Raw genomic sequence first — 24,480 nt, 5'->3', positions numbered from 1 at the left:
GCTCATAAGGGAGATGTATTAATACAGTCTTGCTATCATCCTAAATACACGGCCGGTCCGGCGGCGGGCATTTATTTTGAGCCTGTTGAAATAGAATCGATTACCCAATTTATTAAGACCTTTTGTGCGAATTATCAATTTAGCGGACAAATTGCTTTTGATTTTATTTTGCAAGAAAACAAGGCCTTTGTTTTAGAGTGTAATCCAAGAACGACCAGTGGTTTTCATCTTATCTCTAAAGACCTTAATTGGACGGAAATTTTAGATGGAAAACGGCAAACATACCCATTGGTAACCAAGCCTTTTATGCTTGGGTTAGGGATGAAGCTTCATGGCTTGAAATACCTTCGTGAAAATCCAAAGCGATTTATAGCTGATTATCAAAGCGCACATGATGTTTTGAAAGACAACGCTTATCCGTGGCTTGGCTTAAAAAGCCTGATCACCCTCAGTAATATTTTATTACGGATGATTAAAGAGAAGAAAAATTTCCATAGTGCATCGACTGATGACATTGAATTTAATGGTGGAAAATAGCAACCATGGATTTTAATGACAAAAGCCTAAAATATAGTGAGCCTTTTACTCATTCAGCCAGCAACGAATGGATCTTGAATGTTGAAACCAAAATGACGACAACAGAAATGGGAGGTTTTGTATTCCCAGTTACTGTTAATGAAAAAGAATATTGTTCCTCTTATGTGTGCTCGCCTTATAATGCTCTTGTGACTTATGGTCAGGATGAGCTTTTCAAAATTAAAAATTACCCTCTACGCTTGTTCTTAAGTGTCCTCATGAAAGCCCTGGGTAAATTGCTTAGATTGGGGAAAGTGAACCAAAATCTCTGTATTAATAATTTTTTATTATCGACCAATCCTTACCCCGATTGGCATGGTGATGGGGCTGACGAAGAAAGAAAGAAAATTCAATCGTTGTATCCGCAACACGCTATTATGTATCGCTCATTGAATAAACATACCAATGAAGTGCTCCTCCAACAATTAACCCAATTGGATTTCATGTTGGTTGCATCGCGGCAGGTCTATATTTTTGACTCCAAATTGTGTGATTTTAAACAAAGAAATAATACTCAGAATGACCGTCGCGCTTTGATGAAAGGTCACTACAAACTGGTTACTCATGAACAAATTAACCGCGATGATTATCCTGTTATCGTTAATCTTTATAATAAGCTCTATTTGGAGAAATATTCACAGCACAATCCCCAGTTTAGTGAGAAGCTAATTGAATATTGGCATAAAAATCAATTGCTAACGATGTTTGGCTTGAGAGATAAAGAGGGTGTTTTGCAAGGGATTATCGGCATTTTTGAAAGCGAGAAGGTCATTACTGCACCTTTGGTTGGATACAATACTCATCTACCTGCTCGAAACGCACTATATCGAATACTGATCTATATGATACTCCATTATAGTGAGCAAAAAGGATGTTGTTTAAACCTAAGTTCCGGCGCATCAGAGTTTAAATTATTACGTGGCGGTCAACCCTTTATAGAGTATTCAGCGATCTACATCAAGCATTTACCGCTTTATAGACGTATCACCTGGAAAGCAATAAGGGTGCTCTTAAATTGGTTCTTTGTCCCCATTGTGAAAAGGTACAAATTATGAATTTATCGCAATTAAAAACCAATGGTTGCCAATTGGCCCAGTTAAAAAATTTCCTCTCGCCCGCAGCGCTTTTTATTACTCGGAATCCCATTAGTCATCTTTCGTGTAAAGGAAAAAATTGTTGCTTTGCAGGATTTTTGCCCACATCGTGGCGCGCCTTTATCCGCCGGGAAATTGAACGGTGAGGTACTGCAATGTACTTATCACGGTTGGCGTTTTAATACCTCTGGCGACTGTATCGATATCCCGGGTTTAGCGAAAATAAACTGCGCTAACAAACGCGTGCCTGCTTACCCCATAAAAATTCATTTTGGTTTGGTTTTTGTTTGTCTGGAAAAAATGAGGATACCTTACCTCTTTACGACATTCCTGCCTTACAAGCAGAACAATACCACTCACATTTGCTTCAATTAAAATTACAAGGGGATGTATTAAACATTCTGGAAAACGTGTTGGATGCTACGCATACTCATTTTGTCCATGCGGGATTACTCCGGCATGATGACCAAAGACACGCAGTCACAGCAACACTGAACGTCAATAAACTGAGTGCTGAAATACGCTATGACAATGAACCGAAACAATCCGGTTGGATAAGTTCTCTTTTTGAAAAAAATCGTAAATTTTCCATCGGCCGTTTTCATTTACCCTTAATTGCTGAACTCGAATACCACGGTCATCAGCATTTAACAGTTGCTTTTACCTTCTTTTTAAGTCCTATGACTTCCACGGATGAACATCGAGTTTTCTTCCTTATCAGTTATCGAAAAACTGGCTCCCGGGCTGGCTCAAGAAATTATTTTTCCTGCCATTTATTAAATTGGCACTCAAGCAAGATAAAGCAATATTAAAGAAACAAGCAATGAATCGTGTTTATTTTCCTGATAATCGTTTTAAATCAACCGAGCTAGATCTTATACGTCCGCATATTGAACGGCTATTGGAAGGTAAATCGATAGACTATCAGAAAGTATTTGAAATTGATTTATAGCTGCTTTAAAACACGGAGTTCGATAGTTAATTATTGGATAACAGTCCGCATTGCAATATGATGTAATCTACGATGAGTATGCGATCATTCTCTAGTGAGGAATTATACCGAATGTTTAGTAAAGCGTTATTAAATGCAACCTACAAAAATGGCAGGCCTGGTCAACTGACTGCGGAACACGAACGTGCTGAGCACCACCTCTTTAAATCGGAGTATCTGTTTAAAAATGAGGTGATACCCAAGGATTTATATGTCTCACGATTAATTCAACAATTTTTGATTATCAAAGCCATCGAAACAAAGCTACAGAAAGCAGACAAAGCAGGAATGAGTGCCTTTTTTCTTTATCTTATCTTGATCAATTATGGCGTACTTCAGCCATGGAAGATGATTTACTACAATTAGGTGTTGATCCTAATGAAATTTCAAAGGACAAGATAGCAGAAGCGACTGAAAAATATCTTGGGGACATAGAAAAATTAACGCCCAAAATTTTACTCGCGCACTTTTTAGTCCATGTTGCCGGTTTTATGCATGGCGGGAATATTATTCAATCGAGATATATTAATCCTAGTAATCGTTTGACCTCTTATCAGATACCAGCGGAACAATATGATTTTTCCTCTGCAATCTCATTTTTATCTACAAGAAGATGCACACCACTGGGGCTTTATCATGACATGATGGAACAAGTAGATAATATTGTTCTAGGGAGCGATGAGTACGAAGAAGTCTTTACACAGTGCAAAAGTATTTATGCAACCATGGCAAGTATCTACGATGATTTATGCGACATGCATGCCCAGCAACCGACGCTATCTTTTCGTTCAGTTGCTGTTTTTAGCGTCAGCATTATTGTTCTTGCATTAGTTATAAAGCTACTGGCAGATTTCTTAAGTCCAATGACAAATCAAATCTCCCCTGATCCAATGCCTCGTCTGTAAATTGGCTGGTTCGTAAATCTAACCGCCCGCCAGATTCTTAAATTTAAGTAGAAGAATTGAATCGGCGGGATCATTCTTATTATTGATTAACTGTTAATTTTAACGAAAAAGCATCACGAGAGGCTCTATTTTCACCATGAATGAAATGTCTACCGGTACTAATATCTATAGTTTGATTTTGAATAAACGCGTGGGCAAAGCTGCCATCAATTGTAATCGTTTCAGAGATTTCATAGCCCATTGAGGCTCCAGCAACAATACCATTACCAGTAGTAACCTGATAATTACTGTTGCCAGGATTTTGATTGTAATTTGCAGCAACTCTAATGACCCATTTGGGCGTTATACGATAGTGACTACCAACCGTAAAAAGCCAGGTATTACGAAAATGATAAGGCACTTTCGCGTTCAAAATAATGGGTTCAGAACCCACTCTCGCAGCTATACCACGAATATCTATCTCGTTGAATATACGCCATTGAATACGTTGAACGGTACCAATAAACCCTAGCGAAGGGGTTACAAAATGATTGATAGAAAGCACCTCCCTCGCCGGAGTCCAAAAAGTAAAGTAATAATCATTAGAAACCACTTCAGGATTACCTGCCAAGACGCTTCTTCCATTTAGTCGATAAGTAACGGAGCTACGGTAATTAAATCCAATTAAGGTCGCTTTGTTGGGTTTTAGTAAGAAACCAATATCGCCTCCTAAACCATGAGCATTCGCTTCATTGTGACTTTGTGCATCAGGGATATTTAAACTTGGGAATCCAGAAATTGGTTTCAAAATAAAATTCACATGAGACAGAGATATCCCTACCCCTAATGAAAGAAATTCATTTAACTTTAATCCGAGTGCTGGGACTACATCAATATCTCGAATGCTGTTACCAGATTGGGCATAGCGTAGAATCGAATTTTCTTCGATATTCCTGTTAAAGAAATTTGATAAAACAGCGACGCCAAAGGTAAGTTTCGTTGTAGTCGGCAGGCCTGAATAAAAGGAAGGTAAATAATAATTCGTTTTTGCAGCTGAATTGCCAAATTGAGTGAACCTTGTTGTTGATTGTGTTGATTGCCCGGTAAAATGGGTATGGAAAGAGGCAACTGAGCCGAGAGCTATGAATTGAAATTTGGGTAAAACGGTTAAAGCTGCTGGATTGTAATAAGCGGCAGTTGCATCATTGACAACCGCTGTTCCCAGGGTTGACTCAATGAAAGAGGCATGAAGTGTTAGAGGGAATAATAACCACAAAAAAGAAAATTCTGGATTTTTATAATCCACCGATTATACATATAAATCCTTGTCATAGAGTCCATAGGCAGCTGCTAACAACCATATTAAATGCTTTATTTAAAGGATGTAATAAATTTTCTACGAAATATCGGAGTCATGAAGTACTCTAACCATAAAAGTATTGGGAGGAAATTCAGATGCTTCCTTATATTGATTTATTAAAAATATTTGGAATTTTATTTATGACCCTGAAGCAGATGTTATTGAAAAATAGAGAAATTTTTCATAAAGAGTACGAGCAATGTATTAATGGCGTTAGCATGAATCGTACTGAGTATATTCAGCATGTACTTGCACAAAGACAAATGGTGACAATCGATACGATTGATTACAAACATGTCCTTGAACAAGGAAACGAGCTTTTTGCAATTTATTATCCTATAGGAAGGAATAAAAAAGGTCTTCCTTTAGAGGCTGAAGTGATTGCCTATTTTCATTTTGAAAATCAGCAGTTATATAGAATACATGGACAAGTTCGCTTGATTAAAGGTGATCTGACCGATGTTGATATGGAAAACTCTTAGTGCATATTCTCGTAAATTTATTAGCCGTATCAATACGGTATTGCTGCCAGGAAATGCGGTGCTCTAAAGATGATTTGGATTTATAATAAGAATCAAGTTGGTAAGTTGCAAATTCCACTTCCTGTGGTCAACACATCCTTGTGTTTTCTCCATTTCCAAGGACTTCATGTCCTGGCATTTGCAACTTCCAATGAGAATAGTATGACTTAATTGCTCATACACGTCATTAAGACATACCACGTAAATATTGTAAGAAATGTCTTACAAATAATCACAAAGATATCTTAAAAATCATAGCGTCTGTCATTTACCATGTTCATCGTCATCTCTTTTATCAACCCAATAATCGGGAGGACCTCCGCTTGGTGTTGGTCTCGTTGGTAATGGACTTAGAGTTCGACTTTTCTCGTTGCCAGCAGATCTGGCAGCTTCTTTTTTGCGATTTGCAATGATAATTTTGTTTGCTGTATCAATTAAAATTTTATTCTTAAATATGAAAAATAAATCACCATCATGAATCGTCTGGTCCACTTCAATTTTGCATTCGATGAATAGTTTGGCATCATGTTTATCATGGAATTGAGCGATGATTTCTTTTTCCAAAGAGTTCATGGTCTTGACCATGACTTGGAAAATAAGGGGGGCCGCATTATTGAAATCGCTATTGCCTTCCGCATAGCTGGCATGGGTAATAGAAATGCTTGCCTTATTTAATTCATGCAATAATTCATTATCATCATAGAGTCTATAAATAATTTTTTCTTGCTTCCTCATCAATAGAGGCTTTTTTGCTATAAAAAATCTTGCTTCATTTAATTCATGAAACTCAGCAATTAGCTTTTCTTCGCCTCTTGCGTAATGTTCGGTAATTTTATAGCGCATCTGATTTCTCAGCCTCTTTCATGATCTAAATACCTGGTTGATAGTTAGGATAGTGCAAGATTCATCTATGTCAAAATCGCTCAACTTACCCTTACCAAAGAAATTTTTTCCAAAATTTCTTCAATGGGCAGACCCATTACATTGTAATAAGAACCATGGATTTCTTTAACAAACGTATCTCGTACTTGCTGAATGCCATAGCTACCCGCTTTATCAAAAGGCTCTCCTGAATTAATATAATTTTCTATTTGCTGCTCTGTAAGATTGTGAAAAGTAATGTTGGTTGTTACATAATCAACACACCATTGTTGTTCTGGTAGAAAAATTAGTGCATAGCCAGTATAGACTTCATGAGAATTGCCGCTAAGCATTCGCAGCATTCTATAGGCATCGCTATAGTCAGTTGGTTTTTCTAAAATATGATTTTGATAAGCCACCGTGGTATCTGCAGCCAGAATTATATCAGCAGCATCTGTTGGGGCCTGCGATAAAATAGTTTTTGCTTTCTCTCTGGCGAGCCGAGTGACATACGTTTTAGCATCCTCGCCTTTTTGCAGGATTTCTTCAATATTGGCGGGCATAACAACCGCAGTCAATCCATGTTCTTGTAATATCTGCAAGCGCCTTGGGGATGCGCTTGCGAGAATTATTTTGAGGTGATTAGATTTCATTAAAAAATAGCTTATTGCGTTAATCTTATTCTAAATTCTATCGTTCTTTGGCAAAAAGTCTAAGATCAAATTCCGGCCCAGCAATAGCACTCAAACTAATCAATGAATAAACGCTCAAAATCTAAGAAAATACTCTAATACATCGTGCTCTAAGACCCGGAGGAGAGGCATTTTTATTGTATGCGTTTATTGTCCCATTAAAATTCACAGCCCAGGCCGCAGTACCAAGAGCATTTGACTCGGAGGAGCTCCAATAACTAGTACTTGTAAAGCCGGTTATAGGCCCGCCATTGAGATTGCTCTGCTGCCATAAGTTGACCATTTCGGTTCTGGCATGGAACAAGTAATTAATAATGCTATTCATCAATTTATAGATAGCCATAAAGATCTGTTACCAAACCGGGACAACTCAATGACTCTTTAATTCTTTCTTGAGGAAGTATCCCTGTAAATTGCTTGGCAAATTACAGGGTACGCCGGTTATTCTTGGCTGGCTTGGTTGGCATCCGTGGACCAGTCAAAGCGAAAGACATACTTCTGTTAAAAGAGTTCATTTGGAGTTAAGATGAATTTTTGATGGGTTGTGATTAACGTAAGAAAAAGCTGGGGATGGCGTTTTTATTCAAGATAATTCTCTCTCATGTTCCTGCTTACTGAGAATTGGAAAAACTAATCTATGTTAAAGGACTTAAAGGTAATTGATCTGAGTTCGGTCCTCGCAGGGCCATCAGTAGGTACTTTTTTTGCTGAGTTGGGTGCCTCAGTTATTAAAATTGAGCACCCCATGCATAAGGATGTGACTAGAACATGGAAACTTCCCAGTGAAAATCCTGATTCTGAGGTTTCAGCCTATTTTGCAAGTGCTAATTTTGGCAAGGAATACTTATTTTTAGATCTTAAAAAGGAAGAAGACCACGTCCGTTTTCTTAACCTTATTTCAGAAGCTGATATTTTAATCACGAATTTTAAGAAGGGTGATGATGCAAAGCTTCGAATACAAGATGAGTATCTTCTCGATATCAATCCCCGTCTTATTATTGGAAAAATAAACGGCTATGGTGAGGAAAACGACCGAGTCGCCTACGATCTTGTTCTTCAAGGTGAAAGCGGTTTTATGTCAATGAATGGCACCCATGACAGTGGTCCAGTAAAAATGCCAGTTGCGTTAATCGATGTACTTGCCGCCCACCACCTGAAAGAGGCCATCCTTCTTGCGCTCTATAAACGGGAAAAAAGCGGGGAAGGCCGGGTGGTTTCTGTTTCCCTTTACGATGCTGCCATTAGCAGTCTTGTTAATCAGGCATCGAATTACTTAATGACTGGACAGGTACCGCAACGTATCGGCTCAATACATCCAAATATCGCACCTTATGGCGAAGTGTTTCGTACAGCAGACGGCGCTCTGGTGATTTTTGCGGTAGGTTCTGATCAGCATTTTGCAAAACTATGCGCTATCCTGGGGCTAAAAGAGCTGCCAGAGAAAGATGAGTTCAGGAACAATCAAAACAGAGTAAAAAACCGAGAAGAGCTCGCTTCGCTAATGACTGAGCAAACAGCGAAACTCCATAGCGATAAACTGCTCGAAATCCTGCATCGTGAACATATTCCAGCAGGGAAAATTATGGACCTCAAGGAGGTTTTTGATAACGATCGTGCGAAAGCACTCATCCGGGAAGAAGTCATCGATGGTATTCCTACCGCTCGGGTCGCCTCGTGCATTTTTAAATAACAAGTTTGCGTCAAGGGCTGATATTCGATCTTCATGAAATAACGCGCTGAAAACACGTTCTACATTGTACCCCTTGATAGCTGGTCAATAGCCTATATAATTCTTATTACACGTTTAAATCCAAGGTGAACGAGAGTCCAACCTTGTTAAGCTAGAGGATCCCAATGTTTAAATCAAGTTTAATAATTGCACTAATGATTTTTAGCATCATCACTCAAGCAGCCCTGCCTGCTGATCCAATTCAGCGCTGTTTGGAGGTTAGAAGACTTGTGGACTTTACCTCAAAGCAGAAAATGGCCGCCAAAGAGCCTGGTGTGCTCCCTTTTAAATTTCATAAAATTTCCGTCTCTGAATTGCCTTTAAATAATCCTGTAGGCAATATGAATGAAATTATCCAAGCATTAAATAATCAAATTGAAAACTGCAATAAAAATCAGGGTGAGTTTCAGACAATAACTATTGCTGGCCGTACATTCAAACGCCAAGAATGGTGCCTTAATACCAACAAAAAGATGCTCACTCTTGCAAAGGCTGCTCATGGCGATTTTCAAAAATATTTATCAAGCATTAAAACTGAATTTGACTGGTATAAAAGCGATGGCTGGCCTGAAAATCATGCAGGCTTTAAAAAGGGTGAATTTCAATTTACTGCCTATTATGCGCCAGCTGCTGTCGTGGCAAGCACTAAACGCGGTGGATCATTTTTATATCCAATCTATAGTAACCCAGGCGTGGTAAGTGTCGCTTCGGAATCCAAAAAATTTAATTTGAAAACCCCTCTTTGCGGTATTGAGCCGCTTACTAAAATGGTGCGTGGATTTTGTTTGAAAAATGCCGATGGCACCTACTCTATAGCGCCAGACAGAGAAGAAATTACTCATGATGCTTTAGACCAAAAATATATAATCGGCTACGTTGAAGATCCCAATGATCCGTCTTTTTTAATGCTTCAAGGCTCAGGTTCATTACTACTTGATGGCAAATTGTTTCATATCAATTACGATGGTGCTAATGGCAGACCACGCACCATGCTTGGCCGCATAGTTCAATGTGCACAAGATCCAAGCTGTGGTGGCAACCTTGATACAATGGAGCGTTGTGCTAAGGATCCTAAATGCCACGATGAAGCAAAGTTACGCTGTAACCTATCTAAAGAAATTAAACAAAGCGGGGCATCAGAAAAGCTAATTCGTCAGTATCTAGATCATCCTCTTAACCGCAACAAAGCTGCCGACTTACGAAATCGCGATCAAAGCTTTGTATTTTTTGTTAAGGAAGATGGCGGACCTTATGGTTCAGAAAATATTTCCCTAACACCACATGCTTCCTGTGCAACCGATCACAGGGTAATACCTGTCGGAATGAATTTTATCTATCATTCCAAAAAATCCACTTCATGGTGTGTGGCTCAAGACGCAGGCGGCGCCATTGTAGGGGCTCATGTTGATGTCTATAAAGGTGAGGGCGATCAAGCTGGTAAGGAAGCAAACTCATTAAATCACGCAGGCGCGTTATATGTAGCACTACCAAAACGTGAATAAAACGCAAGTAATCTCATCTAACGCCTAACCTCGCTAATAAAATGACTGAACCTATTGCCATAACTACGGAAATTGGTGGACTCAGACTTTGAGGCATTCCCAGCAAATAGTTGCCTATTTTTACTGTTCAACGACCATTGAGTAGTTCTATTCTTAGTAATAGAACTAGTAAAAGATCATTCGTATATTTTAACTAGTATGAATTACGAACAAATCGAACGTTTTACTCGTCAAAGGATTACCGGTCGAATAAAAAACATGGCTCTCGCCAATAGACTGCAAGGAAAACTATTATTAATTCATGGGGAGACTGATGTTCATGTTCATCATAGCATTCAACTTTATCAATTGTTGTTAGACGCTGGGAAAAATGATTCAGTCGACTTATTACTTTTACCAAATAGTTACCACGAATGCGATGAACACCCTGTGTATCTACAGAATTTATGGAAATTCTTTATAGTCAATTTAATTTAAACCTCAACGAATCGCTCTTTTAACACGTTATTGTTTTATCTCTTCATCGAGCGTCTCTGATGGATGCTCTGGTTTTCAATTACCATAACCAGACAATATCTGGTTGTTTTTTAAAAAATAGTGCATATAGTCAAAATATACTAAATTTTGCAAAAAAATACTCTAAAGAATTAGTCCATATAAAATACAACCAGGTTTTTATAAAAAAGATTCCAGGTTGTATTCAATCCAGAATTAGTATTAGAAACCTGCAGGACTCCGCAAAAACGGAGTCAATACTATTAATTATTTGGAGTCAATTATGCCTAGACAGATTATTAGAAGAAATACCCATGGGATGATTTTTGCTTTAATGGGCGGCAATGTTTCCTATGGAGCAAATCGGTCAACAGATGAATTACATTTGTTGCCCACTGGGAATGGTATTACGCAGTCATTCGCACCTTTGGATAGAACGTTTAAAAACCAGTTGTTCCAGAGTGCGCAAGCTCATTATCAACGTGGTGCTGCTGAAGCAATTGATGAAGTCACAGATATTGGTGACGATTTAAGTCAGGAAATGTCTACTTTTCTTCCTCTCCCATAAATCAATTGGTTGATTTTGATTGAATAAGCAAGCAGCCTTTGGCTGCTTGCAACCAAACTGGCAACTCACTATCTCGTCAATTAAGTACGTTTGTCCCTCATTTCAAATGTCATGCCCATTTAGCGCGTTATGACGTAACGCCATGAAAAGTATAACTAGTTGACTTTATGATTAATTTATTAGCATAATCTAGCCCTTATTGAATTTCAGGAATAGTCATGCGTCTTCTTTCCTTCATTACGTTATTTTGTATTCAATTCATGACTACTTCTGTTTGCGCAGCGAGCTATGAACTCAACATAGCGGAACTTATACAAAATCAGAACATCATTCAAACTCTTCGCATAGAAGCAGATAACCTTACAGCAAAAATCACCCTTAACAATGGGCAAACGATTGATGCCTTGGCCAGTGATACTTGGCCGCTATTCTTTGAAACCGCACAAATTTCAGTCACAGGACCTAATGTGCTGTTTAAGTTAGTGACCCAAGATGGGAATGAATGGGAACGTGTGTTCAGTTCTTTTAATTTACTGATTTCTAATTTAGTGCGTGATGGGAGAAGAGAAGTAACCTTGGACTTACACGCTATTCCTTTTAAAGAAATTGGCAAACAAATAAATAAGAAGACGACCCTCAATTTGGCTCAATTTCTGTTGAAGGCATTCATTCTCGGCGCTGAAGGGGAAATCCATTTCAAACTACAAGCGTCTGCCGCTCTTGAAGAAAATGCCCATCCATTGATGAAAATTGAACTTGAGCAGAACGGGCAGAGCTTGTCTTTCGAGATGCAAGCTCAACAAGATGGCTTAAAAATCGGAGTCTGGAAAATTCGTGGCAACGGTTTTGGTAAAGGATCTATAACGGAGCTTTTGTTGACTGCATTACGCAATATGAGTGAGGAATGTCGCAAGCTAAATCCAAAAACTGATTATGAAGTGATGTTGCAAACTGTTTTCTATGGCGTTGATTTGTTCTTGGATCTTACCGCACCTATTGTTCAGTGGGACGGAATAACGGTAAGTGCCCAAGGTTCTTTTGATTATCAGTCGAAAGACGTAGACACTTTCTCAACGCACCTTAATAATCACTTCCAACTCACTGCCTACGATGGAAGCTGGAGCGCTCAATTAGGCAGTAAAACCTACGCTTCTGTTGGAATGAAAGATTCTCCGGCGTTGACTCAGCAATTTATTATCAGTAATCCAGCCTCCGACATCGAAAAAATTGCTCAATGGATTCAAACGCACTGGGTCGATCAACTGGCTACAGTGCTTAATATGCCGTCCATCAAATACTATGCCTATTACTTCCCTACCTACTTTGGTCAAGGGTTGGTAATGGTCATGCTTAGCTTAGGGGAACCCCAAGAAGATGGAACTATCACTTTTACACTATCGGGAAGTACTCTTGGTTCATTTGAAATTTCTAAAACCAATGTTTCTGATCTTGGCGCACTTGTTATTAAAAAAATCAAAGGAAAAACGGGCGGCTGGTGAGAGCCACTATAGTTTTAAATGAAATTCTTTTTCCACGTCTCTGGGGGAGTATCCTTTGCGGTAAGCAAACGTTTCACAACTATGGGAAACAATAATTAAAGGTGCTTTTTCAGTTTTCTTTGCCAGACGCCACGTATGGCTTAAATCGGCAATCAATTGCTGACTATAGGCTGCAGGTGGACTCCACGTGCTGGCATACCAAACGCCTTTTGTATTAAGAATAATTTCATTGCCTTTTTGAGTACTCTTTTGAAGCTCGCAGTCAAACTTTTGATCAAAATAACTCAGTTTATTTATTTGATGATCAGCAAACCCCGCAATTCCTTTAAAAACAATATCAAGACCACGTACTCTAATTTCAAAATTCTCGATATCAATGATGTCAATAAATTTTGATATGGGTGCACGGGATGCATTTAGAAAATTAAATTGTTCAACAATAGCAAATGCCTCCTTTTCATCAATTAAAATCATGCTGATTCCTTATCCTAAAAATTGATTATCATTTCCAATAAAATATAGGATAAATCAATTTCTTTCCATAAGCATGTCATTACGGCTTTTCTGCTCCCATCCTCGTAAACGTTGTTAACTTATAAAGAGTAGGCTAACTTAAACAGTTGGACACCCGGTGCACAGGACACAATCATGACTCACTTACAAAATAGGGAATCTCCACATCCATCTCAACGATTATTTCGATTAATCTTCTCAAAAATCATCACGCAATGTATTGGAATTGCTGCTGAATTAGGGATTGCGGATATGTTAAAAATCTGGTAATCGCACCATCGAAGAACTGGCTCAGCAGGCTAAAGTCAAACAAAATCACCTATATCGGGTCATGAGAGCGCTGGTAAGTGTTGGAATTTTTAAAGAGATAAGCCCTAAGCAATTCGCATTAAATGATCTTGCTGAACCATTATGTTCAGATTCCTTGTACACGCTGAAAGATTTTGCAACTTTTGTAGCCCATCCTGTCCATAATGGTGCGCATTCCGCTTTATTACATACAGTCAAAACAGGCGAGACTGGGTTTGATTATGTGCATGGCACGGATTCTTTTAACTACATGAAAACAGATACTGAATTCTTTAAAGTATTTAATGCAGCGATGACATCCATTTCTCATCGAGATGCTCATGTCATTTCAAAAGCCTATGATTTTTCTTGTTTTAATACACTAGTGGATGTTGGTGGAGGAAATGGTTTTTACTTGCAGAGATTTTAAAAAATACTCCGAACCTTAAGGGAATCCTATTTGACCTCCCTGGTGTTGCGTCAAGTGCTCAATCCATATTGGCGCAAGCAGGCGTTTTAAAAAGAGTAGAGATCGTGTCTGGTAATTTTTTGATGCGGTGCCCATTGAGGCTGATGCCTATATGATGAAATATGTGCTGCATGATTGGGATGATGAACAGGCTTTATTGATCTTGAAAAACTGTGCTAAGTTAAAGAATCCAGAGGGTAAAATTCTTATTATTGATAACGTGATTCCAGAGGGAGATGAACCACATTTAGGTAAGCTCCACGATATAGAAATGATGGTAATGACAGGGGGCAGAGAGAGGACTGCGACGGAGTTTGAAAAACTATTTCAGTTAGCAGGATTAAAATTAACAAACGTTATACCAACGGACAGTTCTTTGAGTATCGTAGAGGCAGTATGATACAGGGTAACAAGGTTGCGGCTTATACAAAACTCATCAAAAAATAAGGATAGCCTTTTTACAGATTTTCTAGCACCTCTCAATGAAAACAAAGCCCAGAGGGGCAAGCCCTGTTCCTGGCAGGGTAGTTTGAGTGTGCTAGTGCTTCGCAATGTGTGCCGTGACAAAAAGGTTAGCTTAGATCGTAGGTCTCAAGTGAATGTTGATAGTTGGTTTGGGTATTACCAGGATTTAAATCGGAATAAACGTCGCAAAGACTACCCTGCTGTTCTTCTTTTAAATGGTTTAAATAGGCTGAGACCTCCTCATAGATGGTTGGAATTTTAATATCTTTTCCGTCTATAAAGTCATAATTAGTACTACAAGAAGTGACAAATTGGATCATGGAATTAAAATATCCTTCTATATTGACCAATCCAAGTGGCTTTTTAATGACGCCTATTTTGATAGCGCACCAAGTTTCGAATAGCTCATCAAATGTACCAATCCCCCCGGGCATCGCTATAAATCTCGATGATTTTTCATGAATTAAACGTTTTCGTTCATACATGGAGCCTACTATATGTAGTTCATCTAAAAATTCACTTGGTGTTTCTATTTTGGCAAGGTGCCCAGTAGTTATCCCAATAACTTTTCCACCATGAGATTTAACGGTTTTAGCAAGAAGTCCCATTAAACCAGTTCCTCCTCCGCCGTACACCACAGTATATCTGCATTCGGCAATTCCTTCGCCTAAAGCGATAACGGCGTTTTTTGAAAGATGGGTTGTTTCCCATACTTGATCCCAGGTAAACACCAATTGTTGGAGAAACCATTACTTCTGTAGTATTCATAAATTAAACCTTGGTACCTATCATGTGCGTTAATATAACTAAAATCAGAATAACGATTCAACTTGGATAAAGATTCAAGAATTTTATGAAGTATTTCGGTATAACTCACGCTTTATTAGCTTTAAGCGAAATATTAGCTCTATAATACCTACCCATTTAATGTGCTTATTTTTGAAATGACAAAGAAAACAATTAGTCAGGAAATACTGAATAAACTAGATGGTTATTGGCGTGCAGCAAATTACTTGTCAGTTGGTCAAATTTATTTACGTGACAATCCGCTGCTGAAACGTCCGTTAGTTTTCTCAGATGTTAAGCCTAGGCTATTAGGGCATTGGGGAACAACGCCTGGACAAAACTTTATATATGCTCACCTAAATCACATCATTAAGAAATATGATCTCAACATGATGTATATTTCTGGCCCAGGGCATGGTGGTCCTGCAGTTGTAGCCAATGCTTACCTTGAGGGAACTTATAGCGAAATATACCCTGCTATTACTCAGGACGAAGCCGGTTTGCGTCAATTATTTGCTCAGTTTTCTTTTCCTGGGGGAATCCCAAGTCATGCCTCTCCAGAATGTCCTGGTTCTATCCATGAGGGTGGTGAATTAGGGTATTCTTTAAGTCATGCTTTTGGTGCTGTATTTGATAACCCCGATTTAGTCGCTGCTTGTGTTATTGGTGATGGGGAAGCTGAGACTGGACCACTTTCTACAGCGTGGCATTCCAACAAATTTTTATGTCCAGTAACTGATGGGGCTGTGTTACCTATTCTTCATTTAAATGGGTATAAAATAGCTAATCCAACGATCTTGGCTCGTATTACGAAAGAGGAATTAGAGCAATTACTTTACGGCTATGGTTGGACACCTTATTGGGTAGAGGGCGATGTTCCTCTGTTGATGCATGAGAAGATGGCTGCAGTCCTTGAAACGGTCATCGAGCAGATTAAGCTGATTCAACACGATGCACGTTCTAACAAGAATACCCAACGCCCACGCTGGCCTATGATTATTTTAAAAACCCCTAAGGGTTGGACTGCCCCTAAGATAATTGATGGAGTACAGATTGAGGGGACATTTCGTTCTCATCAAGTACCTGTTTCTAATTGCTCTAGTAACATGGAACATCTAAAAATCCTAGAGCATTGGCTGAGAAGTTATCAACCTGAGACACTGTTTGATAAACATGGCCGGTTACTCAATGAGTTAAGCACTCAGGCGCCTGAAAATGAAAAACGTATGAGTGCAAATCCTCATGCAAATGGAGGATTATTATTAAAAACACTCGAATTACCTGCAATTGAGAAATACTCGGTTCAGTTATCAAAGCGCGGTATGCAGGGGATAGGGGATACTCATGTCTTGGGTCCCTATATAAGAGATGTCATCCAGTTAAACGCAAATAACTTTCGTGTATTTGGGCCGGACGAAACGATATCCAATGGATTAGAAGCCGTATTTGAAACAACGAATCGGCAATGGGATACCCAGATAATTCCTACTGACAGTTTCTTATCTTCGCAAGGCAGAGTACTTGAGGTATTGAGTGAGCATCAATGTGAAGGCTGGTTAGAAGGCTATTTATTAACGGGACGTCATGGCCTTTTTAATTGTTATGAGGCATTCATTCATATCATTAGCTCCATGTTCAATCAACACGCCAAATGGCTAAAGGTCACCTCAACTATTCCCTGGCGTAAAAAATTGCCTCACTAAATTACTTGCTCACGTCTCATGTTTGGCGACAAGACCACAACGGTTTTTCACACCAAGACCCTGGGTTTATTGATCATATTGTCAACAAAAAGGCAGAAATAATACGTGCTTACCTCCCTCCCGATGCAAATTGCTTGTTGTCTATTATGCATCACTGTTTACAGAGTAAGCATTATGTCAATGTGGTTATTGCCGGAAAACATCCAGCGCCACAGTGGCTTTCAATAGAGGAAGCAAAACAGCATTGCGCCAATGGGATAGGGATTTGGGAATGGGCAAGCCATGATAAAGGGAAGTCTCCCGACGTAATTATGGCTTGTGCAGGAGATGTTCCAACTCTTGAAACGTTAGCCGCCGTTTCCATTTTACGTGCTGAATTACCTCATATAAAAATTCGCGTCATTAATGTTGTTGATTTAATGAAATTGCAACCCGCCCATGAACATCCGCATGGCTTAAGTGACGACGATTTTGACCTATTGTTTTCTCAGGATAAACCCGTCATTTTTGCGTATCACGGATACCCATGGCTTATTCATCGCCTGACAAGTAATCGAACCAACCACAACAACCTGCATGTTAAAGGATATCGAGAGGAAGGGACCATTACTACGCCTTTTGATATGACAGTATTAAATGAGTTGGATCGTTTTCACTTGGTTCTTGAGGTTCTTAATCATTTGCCACATTCGGGGAGCAAAGAACAAAAACTTATTGAAAAGACTAAAATAAAATTATTAGAGCACCAACAGTACATCAGACAACATGGGCAAGATTTACCAGAAATTAGAGACTGGAAATGGGATTCCTCTATAGTTCAAGATAATACGCACAACGTAAGTTTAGTAGAGTACTAAGATCATCATCAGGATGATCTTAGTACTCGGTGACAGTATTACTGTTTCTTAGAGACAGCTTATTCTGAAATTTTCACCTCAATTTGTTTTTCCACGGTTGATTCTTTTTTAGGAATTGAAACGTTAAGAACGCCGTTTTTATAAGAGGCTTCAATTTTTGATTCATCCACGGATTGAGGTAAGCTAAAGCGGCGGTAAAATTGTCCTTGTACTCGCTCCATGCGGGAATAATTGTCTTTATTCTCAGATTTTTCAAATTGCCGTTGCCCTTGAATAGTTAATACGTTGTTGGTTAACGAAACTTTGATGTCTCCTTTATTTACTCCGGGAATATCTGCAACAACAATAAATTTGTCTTTTTCTTCCTTAATATCCACAGCTGGAGCCCAGGTTCCTGTGTCAATGAACGAGTTATCTGCAGGTTCTCTGAAGAAGTGCTCGAGCATTCGGTTCAAATCTTTAGGGAAAGGTTGATAGTTACGTTTAATCAAGTTCATTTCTAATTCCTTTAAATTGTTAAACCACTATGTAAATGGCGGTCAACAAGACATTTTCAAGCCTAGAAGGTATAAATTTTAATTTTTTACCCAAAAAAGGCCGCAATCGTTTTGCCGTAGCACGTTGTTCTAATTGCTCAGATGTCATTGGGTGATCAAACTGTTTGATAGGGTAATGCGGATGTGGGTTATAGGTACTTGGCATAACATGAAGTACTTGTTCAGCCTCTTTTAGTAAAGCATCAAGTTTATAGTCTATCAACGGCGTCTTATTTACTTGATGATAGAGCTGTTTTGCCTGCTCAAGACCATGAATGATGGCTTGGTGAAACTGAGAAATGGGTCCTCTTATTGCGGCAATGTGATCAAAAAATAGGCCCCGCAGCTTGCTGTTTTAAAAGTTGTTCGATTTCTAAATCCAGCTTCTGCAGTACATCTAAAAATTGCTTTTGCTTGTCAAGGAGTAGAGACAGTTCCTTTGTTATCAAGTGATGTTTTTGAGACCTTTTGTCTTTTAATGAAAAAGAGGCATGGCTGTTTTTATAACGAGTAATAATTTTAGAGAGGGCAGACGTTAATATGCCTAAAAGATTTAAGATTTGTCTTAAATCTTCATTTCCTACCGCATAGGCTAAGTGATCCATATTCATTTTAGCTGAAAGCTGAGGCTGAATTCCAAGTATATAAAGCAAGTTTTGATCTATTCTTAACAAAAAGCTCAAGGCATCTTCACAGCTTAAACGGTATTGCAGGATCAATTGAATTGTAAGAATTTTATCCCCATCCGAAGAATCTTCATCGTCTGTTGCTATTTGAAGAAGCTTACTTAGAACAGATTTTGTTTCATGAAGATGTAACGTCGCTTCATTAACTAAAGGGTCAAGGCTGTTAGACATGTTACTCATAAGCGTTTGGATTGGATGTGTTAATTGTAACCCAATAAATTGGGCCTGATTTTTTCGAAATTACTTATATTGTCCAGTGTGGTTGAAGCAATATTCTGTATGGCTTCCTGTGTAAAGAAACCTTGATGGCCGGTAATGAGTACATTTGGAAATGTTTGCAACCTACAAAATACATCATCATCGATGATTTCATAGGAATGATTTTCAAAAAATAATGGTTCCTCTTCTTCATATACATCGATTCCAAGATAACCTAATTTTTGCTTTTTAGTGCTACTATAACTGCCTTTGTATCAAGCAGTTTTCCCCGGCCAGTATTAATAAGCATCGCGCCGTGCTTCATTTTTCTAAAGCTTGCGAATCAATCATATGGCATGTCTTGTCGTTTAGCGGGCAATTTAGGCTGACAATATCTGAATTTTCCAACAACGTATACAAATTAACATACGTTACGCCAAGTTTAATGCAAGATTCATTTTGTTGGGGATCGCATGCCAGGATATTGCAACCAAAACCATGAAGAATAGTTGCCAATGCAGTTCCTATTTGTCCCGTACCAATAATTCCTACGGTCTTTTGGTATAAGTTAAATCCCAGTAATCCATTGAGAGAAAAATCACCCTCTCTTACTCTATTATGAGCATGATGAATTTTTCTATTGAGGCATAAAATTAAGGCCACTGCATGTTCTGCAATTGCTTGTGGTGAATAGGAGGGAATTCTACATACTCTTATTCCTTTTTCCTGTGCATAAGTATAATCAACATGGTTATACCCTGCAGAGCGTAAGGCAATCAGTTGGACACCGCGCTCATAAAGTCCATCAATGACGTTGGCACAAATAGAATCATTTACAAAGCAGCATGCTACATCCGTTGGCGCAACGGCACCAATACTTTCTGCATTCAAATGGAAATCAAAATAATGAATATCATGATGGTGAAATTGATTTATTTGCTCAAAAATAGACCGCTCATATTTTTGTGTACTAAAAAAGAAACTCTCATATTATTAAAATAGGCAAAAGTGGGTTTTTATCTTAATCTATAATCCCAGTTAATATTAGTTTGATTATAGTGTGGGTTATCTAAAATCCAATAAGATTTTTCAATCGCTAACTGTTAAAATTAAGAAGTAACCCAGATTGATGGATTGTTATTACTTTATACAGGGATTTCCAATGAAAACTATATTATTTATTCTACTCATTGCATTTAATAGCACCCTTATAGCCAGTGATTTGGGTCAAAAGACTTATGAAATGACATGCCAAACTTGTCATGCCCCTCGTTTTGCTGCAGGGATGCATGCTCCTGCTGCCTTTAATAAAAAGCATGGGCACTACGATTTAATAAAGCCGCAATTGAATCGAAAAATAACCCAACCCGATATAAAACAGCAATGGATTACTTGCTCTATAAAGTAAGTATTGGGAAAGGATTAATGCCTCATGGCGGCTTATGTAAAGAAACAGAAGTACCTAATAAGAATTGCTCTGATAAAGCAATAGCAGCAGCTATTTATTATATGGCAGGCATGACAACAAACAATTAAAAATTATATGGGTCATCTTTAGTTATGCATCGGGGTGGGCTTCACCAAAAACTCTAAGCAGCTTTCCTACTAATCCCTTGGGAGAGGCTGTGGTTCGTTCGCCTCTGGATTCAGCTTGCAAGTCCTCGATGCGCAATATTTTCACGCCATCAATGACTGCAGCTGCGATTTGCCCAACCTCTCCTACATTGCCTAAACGCACACTTGTCAATAACTGATGGGAAGCCTGGGCTATTTCAGCAAGAACATTATTACCATGGGAAAGCAATGTACTGGTTTTTCTAAAATCAATTTTGTTTGCTGATTCCTGAGCCGCAGCAAGATCCTCAGCGCTAAGATTCGCGATTTCTACAAGCCTAGGCAAAGGGGGGATCTTTATCTAATGAATTATTGATTACCAATGAACTGGTATCAGGTTGTTGAGTTATAACCTCGCTTTCTGTGAGGGAGGATTCTAACAAATTATCAAATGATGCAAGATCCAGAGGAGCGGCCTTATCGTTGCCCATTGCTCATCCTTTAAGCTATTTATCAAATTATTAATTTATAGCCCAGGTTAGGCACTTATGCCTAAATAATGAGTACGCCAGCTTCACCTCCTTCAATCATCTGCATAAGCCCGATTCTCGGGCAAATTTTCCAATCTGATTGAACGATGAATGCTTGCAAGCGGCTGGTCAGTGAATAAACCCGCAATAATCTCTTGACGTTTACTGCTGAAATATTATTTCTTAGGGCTCTCAGATAGTGGAGAAGGTGATTCCAAAGGAATGCTGACACTATTTGTTGGACGATGGTAAGAATAAAAAAGATAAAATCCAATAAGGGCTACAATAATAAGAAAAACAATGGTAACAATGCCAATACCCTCATTCTTTGTCTCTTCATTCTTTTTCATATATATCTCCGTATAAGCATCGTTGCGTAGTTTTTAGTGTAGACAATAACCACATTCATCGAAAGGGAAATTTACGCAGCTACTAAAGAACCATTGATGCGCCCTAGTAGGTAAGACAATAAAACACACCATTTTATTCAAAGAGCTAGTTAAAGACTATTCGCCTTTTAAAATGACCACATTTGAATTGGGTCCATTTTTTTGCTTGTCTAGATTTACTAGACTACACTCATTCAATATCTTTTTTAATTTATCTAAACAGTGAATTTTTGCAAGGAATGCACAATGATGATGAAAATCCTACACGCAGCTGTATTTCTTATGCTCTTTAGCAATATGGTAATTGCTGAAGCCACGTCTTCAGTTAATTCACCTGGAATTGAGACGTTGCCTTATGAAATGGATAATGGTGTAAAAGTTTTTCATCTGACGCCCATGGTAGTTACCCGTACTATTTACGATAAAAATATCGATAAAACAGCGCCATTCATTAAACCTGCATACCGTCTAAAGAATTTCACGGAAATGCCTTTTGATGTACCGTACAAAAAATGACTGGCTATGGATTTAATGGATCAATTCCTGGCCCAACCATTGTTGTTAATGAAGGTGATCAAGTAAGAATCATCGTTGAAAACAAATTACCAGAGCCAACGTCCGTGCACTGGCATGGCCTGATAGTACCAAATGCTGAAGATGGTGCAGGTACAGCGACACAACCTGTGATAGCACCTGGAAAAACATTTACTTATGAATTCAAAGTAAAGCAGCACGGTACTTTTATGTACCATTCGGGTTTTAATGATCCCAAGCAAGTTCAGAAAGGGATGGGCGGGATGTTTATTGCGCTACCGAAAGATAAAAAAGTAGCTGATAAAGATTATGTCATTCTTTTACAAATGTTCACATTACCAGAAAACAACAGTGCCCCCGTAGTATTTAGCATGGATCCAAATTGGTTCACCTTTAATGGGCTTGTTATGCCGAACTTTCCAGTTTTGGAGGCTAAAATGGGTGAAAAAGTACGTATTCGTTTTGGTAATCTTTCCATGTCAGCTCATCCCATCCATTTGCATGGTTATTCATTTAAAGTAGTGGGTACAGAAGGAGGAGCTATTCCTGAATCGGCACAATGGCCGGCAGCAACAATTAACATCAACCCAGGTGAAACCCGGGATATTGAATTTGTTGCAGATAACCCAGGATTATGGCGACTTCATTGCCACAAAATATTACACATTTCTAATGACACTACCTACTGGAAGACAAAACAACCTGGTTTGAAATTAGTCCCTTTGGGAGGTATGTATACTTATTTGTTTGTCTCACCTTAAACGTGTTCTCATGAACTGTAGTAGTGAATTGTAATAACCAGCAGGCAACACATCTAACAGGGGATGCTTATCCTAAAGGGATGTCGTTGTTCGATTTCGATTGCTGGTAACTATCTGACATTTCATCATAAATCACCTTTAATTCATCAACCTGTAGCTGAAAACGTTGTTTGTCAGATACGTTGCATTGGTTAATCAATTGCTGTAAGTCATAACAATTCCAGTAATAATTTTCGTGAGCATAATTGCCATCATTACATTTAAAAACTTCTTTTAAAATCCGCAAGTCATGGGGGATATTAAAAGCATCCCTTGAATCCGTGTAACTGAATAAGTAGTAAAAATTATCATATCCACCCCAGGTTATTGCTGATAAACATAAGGGACAAGGCTCATGTGTTGCAAAAAAATACAATCCTTAGGTGATGGCCGTTTAGATGGCGGCATTTCGTATAATTTCTTCATGGCATGTACTTCACCGTGCCAAAGCGGATTTTGAATTTCGTTATTGGTTTCAGCAATGACCAGTGATAAATCATCTTTTCTTAAAATTGCAGCGCCAAATAATTTATTTCCTTGCCGAACGCCCGCTTGCGTGAGTGGAACAATGTCTTGTTTGATAACCTCCAATAAACGCTCAATGATTCGTTCATCCTTGTGGTGCATTTAGTTCTCCTCCTGGTTAACATTATCTCTTAACCATAAACTGGCAAACCAACCTATAATCAAGGCAATAAATAAAGGGGTTAAGGCTAGTTTAAACTCATGAATAGTACTGATAGTACTGGACGCATGATATTCACTTAACAGCAAACCAACAATATATTGCAAAAAAGAGCTGATTAAATAGGCTACCATGGCCATCAAACCAAAAGCCATTCCTTTAAGAGCCTCAGGCAAATACTGTCCGACAATGGAGAAACCAAGTACAGTCCCAACCAAAAAAAGCCAAGAATAAATAAGAGAATAAACGAAGTTCTGGTAGTAAAGTCAGGTCCATAAAAGACTAATCCACAAACAAGTACCATGCCAGTTATAAAAAAGCGGGCAACTTTACTTGGGTATTTTAAATAATCGGCTATCCAACCGGCAACTAGCGCCCCAATACCACCTCCAAGTGGAAACATGGAGTTCATCATAGCTGATGTATTCACGTTATGATGGTAGGCTATTTGCATCGGAATATTCCATAAGTCTGATAAAGTAAGTAAAACGCCAAAGCCTGCGCTAAAATAAATGGTTCCAAGACTAAATTGCTTAATGTTGAGTAATTGGCAAAAACTTTCAAAAAAATGCAACGATTTTGATGGTGCTTCAGAAGAGGTATCATTCGGGGCCTGACGAACAAAAATAACCATTAAAAAGGCTATGCCGATCACCAAGATGGCAAGATATACCATCATCGGCCGAAAACTCATAAACATGCCAGTCAATGCCAA

The 24,480-nt window shown here is 38.6% G+C and carries 31 protein-coding genes and 4 pseudogenes; 19 read left to right on the top strand and 16 right to left on the bottom strand.

From position 1 onward, the window contains the following. The 7 genes and pseudogenes from BN58_RS31440 to BN58_RS21310 all read left to right on the top strand — a co-directional run. Positions 1-537: pseudogene (locus BN58_RS31440) on the top strand (ATP-grasp domain-containing protein); the annotation flags it as partial. A gap of 5 nt (positions 538-542) precedes the next feature. Next, positions 543-1,631 (top strand): hypothetical protein, encoded by a 1,089-nt coding sequence (locus BN58_RS02080; protein WP_019215429.1) that lies wholly within the window; start codon positions 543-545, stop codon positions 1,629-1,631. 48 nt (positions 1,632-1,679) lie between these two features. After that, positions 1,680-2,045 carry a Rieske 2Fe-2S domain-containing protein gene (locus tag BN58_RS32435; protein WP_332247912.1) on the top strand — a complete coding sequence of 122 codons (366 nt, stop codon included), beginning with the start codon at positions 1,680-1,682 and terminating at the stop codon, positions 2,043-2,045. Continuing rightward, a complete protein-coding gene (locus tag BN58_RS32430; RefSeq protein WP_232220267.1) occupies positions 1,958-2,482 on the top strand; it encodes a hypothetical protein in 525 nt (174 codons plus the stop codon). The genes BN58_RS32435 and BN58_RS32430 overlap by 88 nt, the downstream gene beginning before the upstream one ends. Positions 2,483-2,493: 11 nt before the next feature. Further along, a complete protein-coding gene (locus BN58_RS35690; RefSeq protein ID WP_269570076.1) occupies positions 2,494-2,622 on the top strand; it encodes a hypothetical protein in 129 nt (42 codons plus the stop codon). A 111-nt stretch (positions 2,623-2,733) separates the two neighbouring features. Further along, complete coding sequence (locus BN58_RS32425; protein ID WP_019215426.1) at positions 2,734-3,027, top strand: heme oxygenase-like domain-containing protein; 294 nt, start codon at positions 2,734-2,736, stop codon at positions 3,025-3,027. After that, entirely contained in the window at positions 3,003-3,566 is a 564-nt protein-coding gene (locus tag BN58_RS21310; RefSeq protein WP_019215425.1) for a heme oxygenase-like domain-containing protein, read from the top strand. Before BN58_RS32425 ends, BN58_RS21310 begins: the two co-directional genes overlap by 25 nt. Before the next feature lie 79 nt (positions 3,567-3,645). Here BN58_RS21310 and BN58_RS02060 read toward each other — a convergent pair whose 3' ends face one another. Beyond that, positions 3,646-4,851 (bottom strand): OmpP1/FadL family transporter, encoded by a 1,206-nt coding sequence (locus BN58_RS02060; protein WP_019215424.1) that lies wholly within the window; start codon positions 4,849-4,851, stop codon positions 3,646-3,648. 149 nt (positions 4,852-5,000) lie between these two features. Here BN58_RS02060 and BN58_RS02055 point away from each other — a divergent pair, with 149 nt between their 5' ends. Then, complete coding sequence (locus BN58_RS02055) at positions 5,001-5,387, top strand: hypothetical protein (protein ID WP_019215423.1); 387 nt, start codon at positions 5,001-5,003, stop codon at positions 5,385-5,387. A 303-nt stretch (positions 5,388-5,690) separates the two neighbouring features. On the opposite strand, the gene BN58_RS02050 is transcribed toward BN58_RS02055, so the two are convergent. Both BN58_RS02050 and BN58_RS02045 read right to left on the bottom strand, forming a co-directional pair. Continuing rightward, on the bottom strand, positions 5,691-6,269 hold the full coding sequence (locus tag BN58_RS02050) for a hypothetical protein (RefSeq protein ID WP_019215422.1): 579 nt from the start codon (positions 6,267-6,269) through the stop codon (positions 5,691-5,693). Positions 6,270-6,349: 80 nt separating this feature from the next. Continuing rightward, on the bottom strand, positions 6,350-6,940 hold the full coding sequence (locus BN58_RS02045) for a Maf family protein (protein WP_019215421.1): 591 nt from the start codon (positions 6,938-6,940) through the stop codon (positions 6,350-6,352). A 676-nt stretch (positions 6,941-7,616) separates the two neighbouring features. Between BN58_RS02045 and BN58_RS02035 the strand changes: the two genes are divergently transcribed. The 5 genes from BN58_RS02035 to BN58_RS02010 all read left to right on the top strand — a co-directional run bounded on the left by BN58_RS02035 (position 7,617) and on the right by BN58_RS02010 (position 12,772). Continuing rightward, positions 7,617-8,669: a CaiB/BaiF CoA transferase family protein gene (locus tag BN58_RS02035; RefSeq protein ID WP_019215419.1), complete on the top strand. Its 1,053-nt coding sequence runs from the start codon at positions 7,617-7,619 to the stop codon at positions 8,667-8,669. 164 nt (positions 8,670-8,833) lie between these two features. After that, the gene (locus BN58_RS02030; protein ID WP_019215418.1) at positions 8,834-10,210 is read left to right on the top strand and encodes an MltA domain-containing protein; all 1,377 of its coding nucleotides are present in this window, start codon (positions 8,834-8,836) and stop codon (positions 10,208-10,210) included. Between the two features lie 198 nt (positions 10,211-10,408). Next, entirely contained in the window at positions 10,409-10,687 is a 279-nt protein-coding gene (locus BN58_RS02025) for an alpha/beta hydrolase family protein (RefSeq protein ID WP_156812308.1), read from the top strand. A gap of 301 nt (positions 10,688-10,988) precedes the next feature. Continuing rightward, positions 10,989-11,273, top strand: coding sequence for a hypothetical protein (locus BN58_RS02015; protein WP_156812307.1), 285 nt, complete (start codon positions 10,989-10,991; stop codon positions 11,271-11,273). Between the two features lie 218 nt (positions 11,274-11,491). Beyond that, positions 11,492-12,772 carry a hypothetical protein gene (locus BN58_RS02010; protein ID WP_019215414.1) on the top strand — a complete coding sequence of 427 codons (1,281 nt, stop codon included), beginning with the start codon at positions 11,492-11,494 and terminating at the stop codon, positions 12,770-12,772. A gap of 6 nt (positions 12,773-12,778) precedes the next feature. Here the strand turns inward: BN58_RS02010 and BN58_RS02005 are convergent, their stop codons facing one another. Beyond that, entirely contained in the window at positions 12,779-13,246 is a 468-nt protein-coding gene (locus tag BN58_RS02005; RefSeq protein WP_019215413.1) for a hypothetical protein, read from the bottom strand. A 370-nt stretch (positions 13,247-13,616) separates the two neighbouring features. Between BN58_RS02005 and BN58_RS37390 the strand changes: the two are divergent. Continuing rightward, positions 13,617-14,442 (top strand): annotated as a pseudogene (locus BN58_RS37390) (methyltransferase). A gap of 172 nt (positions 14,443-14,614) precedes the next feature. Here BN58_RS37390 and BN58_RS21300 read toward each other — a convergent pair. Next, positions 14,615-15,238: an LOG family protein gene (locus tag BN58_RS21300; RefSeq protein WP_232220266.1), complete on the bottom strand. Its 624-nt coding sequence runs from the start codon at positions 15,236-15,238 to the stop codon at positions 14,615-14,617. A 213-nt stretch (positions 15,239-15,451) separates the two neighbouring features. On the opposite strand from BN58_RS21300, the pseudogene BN58_RS32415 reads away from it, so the two are divergent. Both BN58_RS32415 and BN58_RS32410 read left to right on the top strand, forming a co-directional pair. Continuing rightward, positions 15,452-17,103 (top strand): annotated as a pseudogene (locus BN58_RS32415) (phosphoketolase); the annotation flags it as partial. Positions 17,104-17,142: 39 nt separating this feature from the next. Continuing rightward, complete coding sequence (locus tag BN58_RS32410) at positions 17,143-17,853, top strand: phosphoketolase family protein (RefSeq protein ID WP_408605445.1); 711 nt, start codon at positions 17,143-17,145, stop codon at positions 17,851-17,853. Positions 17,854-17,912: 59 nt separating this feature from the next. On the opposite strand, the gene BN58_RS01985 is transcribed toward BN58_RS32410, so the two are convergent. From BN58_RS01985 to BN58_RS21285, 4 genes and pseudogenes are all read right to left on the bottom strand, one after another. Further along, positions 17,913-18,350, bottom strand: a complete 438-nt coding sequence (locus BN58_RS01985; RefSeq protein ID WP_019215410.1) for an Hsp20/alpha crystallin family protein — start codon at positions 18,348-18,350, stop codon at positions 17,913-17,915. A 19-nt stretch (positions 18,351-18,369) separates the two neighbouring features. Continuing rightward, the gene (locus BN58_RS32405) at positions 18,370-18,612 is read right to left on the bottom strand and encodes a hypothetical protein (protein ID WP_019215409.1); all 243 of its coding nucleotides are present in this window, start codon (positions 18,610-18,612) and stop codon (positions 18,370-18,372) included. Positions 18,613-18,715: 103 nt separating this feature from the next. After that, positions 18,716-19,246: a hypothetical protein gene (locus BN58_RS32400; RefSeq protein ID WP_019215408.1), complete on the bottom strand. Its 531-nt coding sequence runs from the start codon at positions 19,244-19,246 to the stop codon at positions 18,716-18,718. 262 nt (positions 19,247-19,508) lie between these two features. After that, positions 19,509-20,236: pseudogene (locus BN58_RS21285) on the bottom strand (NAD(P)-dependent oxidoreductase); the annotation flags it as partial. Between the two features lie 199 nt (positions 20,237-20,435). On the opposite strand from BN58_RS21285, the gene BN58_RS21280 reads away from it, so the two are divergent. Continuing rightward, positions 20,436-20,681, top strand: coding sequence for a hypothetical protein (locus BN58_RS21280; protein ID WP_232220263.1), 246 nt, complete (start codon positions 20,436-20,438; stop codon positions 20,679-20,681). A gap of 150 nt (positions 20,682-20,831) precedes the next feature. Here the strand turns inward: BN58_RS21280 and BN58_RS01965 are convergent, their stop codons facing one another. The 3 genes from BN58_RS01965 to BN58_RS30425 form a co-directional block, all read right to left on the bottom strand. Then, entirely contained in the window at positions 20,832-21,173 is a 342-nt protein-coding gene (locus BN58_RS01965; protein WP_019215405.1) for a hypothetical protein, read from the bottom strand. Further along, a complete protein-coding gene (locus BN58_RS30430) occupies positions 21,166-21,318 on the bottom strand; it encodes a hypothetical protein (protein WP_019215404.1) in 153 nt (50 codons plus the stop codon). The genes BN58_RS01965 and BN58_RS30430 overlap by 8 nt, the downstream gene beginning before the upstream one ends. A gap of 215 nt (positions 21,319-21,533) precedes the next feature. After that, positions 21,534-21,707, bottom strand: a complete 174-nt coding sequence (locus BN58_RS30425) for a hypothetical protein (RefSeq protein ID WP_019215402.1) — start codon at positions 21,705-21,707, stop codon at positions 21,534-21,536. Positions 21,708-21,992: 285 nt separating this feature from the next. Here BN58_RS30425 and BN58_RS01945 point away from each other — a divergent pair, with 285 nt between their 5' ends. Both BN58_RS01945 and BN58_RS21275 read left to right on the top strand, forming a co-directional pair. Next, positions 21,993-22,262 carry a hypothetical protein gene (locus BN58_RS01945; protein ID WP_019215401.1) on the top strand — a complete coding sequence of 90 codons (270 nt, stop codon included), beginning with the start codon at positions 21,993-21,995 and terminating at the stop codon, positions 22,260-22,262. Continuing rightward, positions 22,259-23,041 carry a multicopper oxidase family protein gene (locus BN58_RS21275; RefSeq protein WP_019215400.1) on the top strand — a complete coding sequence of 261 codons (783 nt, stop codon included), beginning with the start codon at positions 22,259-22,261 and terminating at the stop codon, positions 23,039-23,041. Before BN58_RS01945 ends, BN58_RS21275 begins: the two co-directional genes overlap by 4 nt. Positions 23,042-23,108: 67 nt before the next feature. Here the strand turns inward: BN58_RS21275 and BN58_RS31430 are convergent, their stop codons facing one another. The 4 genes from BN58_RS31430 to BN58_RS21265 form a co-directional block, all read right to left on the bottom strand. Next, positions 23,109-23,327 carry a hypothetical protein gene (locus BN58_RS31430; protein ID WP_019215399.1) on the bottom strand — a complete coding sequence of 73 codons (219 nt, stop codon included), beginning with the start codon at positions 23,325-23,327 and terminating at the stop codon, positions 23,109-23,111. A gap of 77 nt (positions 23,328-23,404) precedes the next feature. Then, positions 23,405-23,707 carry a nucleoside deaminase gene (locus BN58_RS31425; RefSeq protein WP_198009793.1) on the bottom strand — a complete coding sequence of 101 codons (303 nt, stop codon included), beginning with the start codon at positions 23,705-23,707 and terminating at the stop codon, positions 23,405-23,407. After that, the gene (locus BN58_RS01930; RefSeq protein WP_019215398.1) at positions 23,708-23,920 is read right to left on the bottom strand and encodes a hypothetical protein; all 213 of its coding nucleotides are present in this window, start codon (positions 23,918-23,920) and stop codon (positions 23,708-23,710) included. After that, the coding region (locus BN58_RS21265; protein ID WP_019215397.1) for an MFS transporter at positions 23,905-24,480 on the bottom strand (576 nt) is incomplete at its 5' end. The genes BN58_RS01930 and BN58_RS21265, both read right to left, overlap by 16 nt.

This window comes from Legionella tunisiensis (assembly GCF_000308315.1).
GTDB classification, from domain to species: domain Bacteria; phylum Pseudomonadota; class Gammaproteobacteria; order Legionellales; family Legionellaceae; genus Tatlockia; species Tatlockia tunisiensis.
Note: the sequence above shows the minus strand (reverse complement) of the source record. Positions and strands in the feature narration are given on the sequence as shown.

Bases quoted from the DNA above. Each gene is read 5' to 3' on its own strand.
- BN58_RS02015 (WP_156812307.1), top strand. From the start codon at position 10,989: ATGCCTAGACAGATTATTAGAAGAAATACCCATGGGATGATTTTTGCT.
- BN58_RS21275 (WP_019215400.1), top strand. From the start codon at position 22,259: ATGACTGGCTATGGATTTAATGGATCAATTCCTGGCCCAACCATTGTT.
- BN58_RS02080 (WP_019215429.1), top strand. From the start codon at position 543: ATGGATTTTAATGACAAAAGCCTAAAATATAGTGAGCCTTTTACTCAT.
- BN58_RS02030 (WP_019215418.1), top strand. From the start codon at position 8,834: ATGTTTAAATCAAGTTTAATAATTGCACTAATGATTTTTAGCATCATC.
- BN58_RS02010 (WP_019215414.1), top strand. From the start codon at position 11,492: ATGCGTCTTCTTTCCTTCATTACGTTATTTTGTATTCAATTCATGACT.
- BN58_RS02045 (WP_019215421.1), bottom strand. From the start codon at position 6,940: ATGAAATCTAATCACCTCAAAATAATTCTCGCAAGCGCATCCCCAAGG.
- BN58_RS02035 (WP_019215419.1), top strand. From the start codon at position 7,617: ATGTTAAAGGACTTAAAGGTAATTGATCTGAGTTCGGTCCTCGCAGGG.
- BN58_RS01930 (WP_019215398.1), bottom strand. From the start codon at position 23,920: ATGGCTTTTGGTTTGATGGCCATGGTAGCCTATTTAATCAGCTCTTTT.
- BN58_RS02055 (WP_019215423.1), top strand. From the start codon at position 5,001: ATGCTTCCTTATATTGATTTATTAAAAATATTTGGAATTTTATTTATG.
- BN58_RS35690 (WP_269570076.1), top strand. From the start codon at position 2,494: ATGAATCGTGTTTATTTTCCTGATAATCGTTTTAAATCAACCGAGCTA.
- BN58_RS02050 (WP_019215422.1), bottom strand. From the start codon at position 6,269: ATGCGCTATAAAATTACCGAACATTACGCAAGAGGCGAAGAAAAGCTA.
- BN58_RS01945 (WP_019215401.1), top strand. From the start codon at position 21,993: ATGATGATGAAAATCCTACACGCAGCTGTATTTCTTATGCTCTTTAGC.
- BN58_RS30430 (WP_019215404.1), bottom strand. From the start codon at position 21,318: ATGGGCAACGATAAGGCCGCTCCTCTGGATCTTGCATCATTTGATAAT.
- BN58_RS30425 (WP_019215402.1), bottom strand. From the start codon at position 21,707: ATGAAAAAGAATGAAGAGACAAAGAATGAGGGTATTGGCATTGTTACC.
- BN58_RS32400 (WP_019215408.1), bottom strand. From the start codon at position 19,246: ATGTCTAACAGCCTTGACCCTTTAGTTAATGAAGCGACGTTACATCTT.
- BN58_RS32425 (WP_019215426.1), top strand. From the start codon at position 2,734: ATGTTTAGTAAAGCGTTATTAAATGCAACCTACAAAAATGGCAGGCCT.
- BN58_RS02025 (WP_156812308.1), top strand. From the start codon at position 10,409: ATGAATTACGAACAAATCGAACGTTTTACTCGTCAAAGGATTACCGGT.
- BN58_RS21280 (WP_232220263.1), top strand. From the start codon at position 20,436: ATGAAAACTATATTATTTATTCTACTCATTGCATTTAATAGCACCCTT.
- BN58_RS31425 (WP_198009793.1), bottom strand. From the start codon at position 23,707: ATGCACCACAAGGATGAACGAATCATTGAGCGTTTATTGGAGGTTATC.
- BN58_RS21310 (WP_019215425.1), top strand. From the start codon at position 3,003: ATGGAAGATGATTTACTACAATTAGGTGTTGATCCTAATGAAATTTCA.
- BN58_RS32410 (WP_408605445.1), top strand. From the start codon at position 17,143: ATGCATCACTGTTTACAGAGTAAGCATTATGTCAATGTGGTTATTGCC.
- BN58_RS01985 (WP_019215410.1), bottom strand. From the start codon at position 18,350: ATGAACTTGATTAAACGTAACTATCAACCTTTCCCTAAAGATTTGAAC.
- BN58_RS02005 (WP_019215413.1), bottom strand. From the start codon at position 13,246: ATGATTTTAATTGATGAAAAGGAGGCATTTGCTATTGTTGAACAATTT.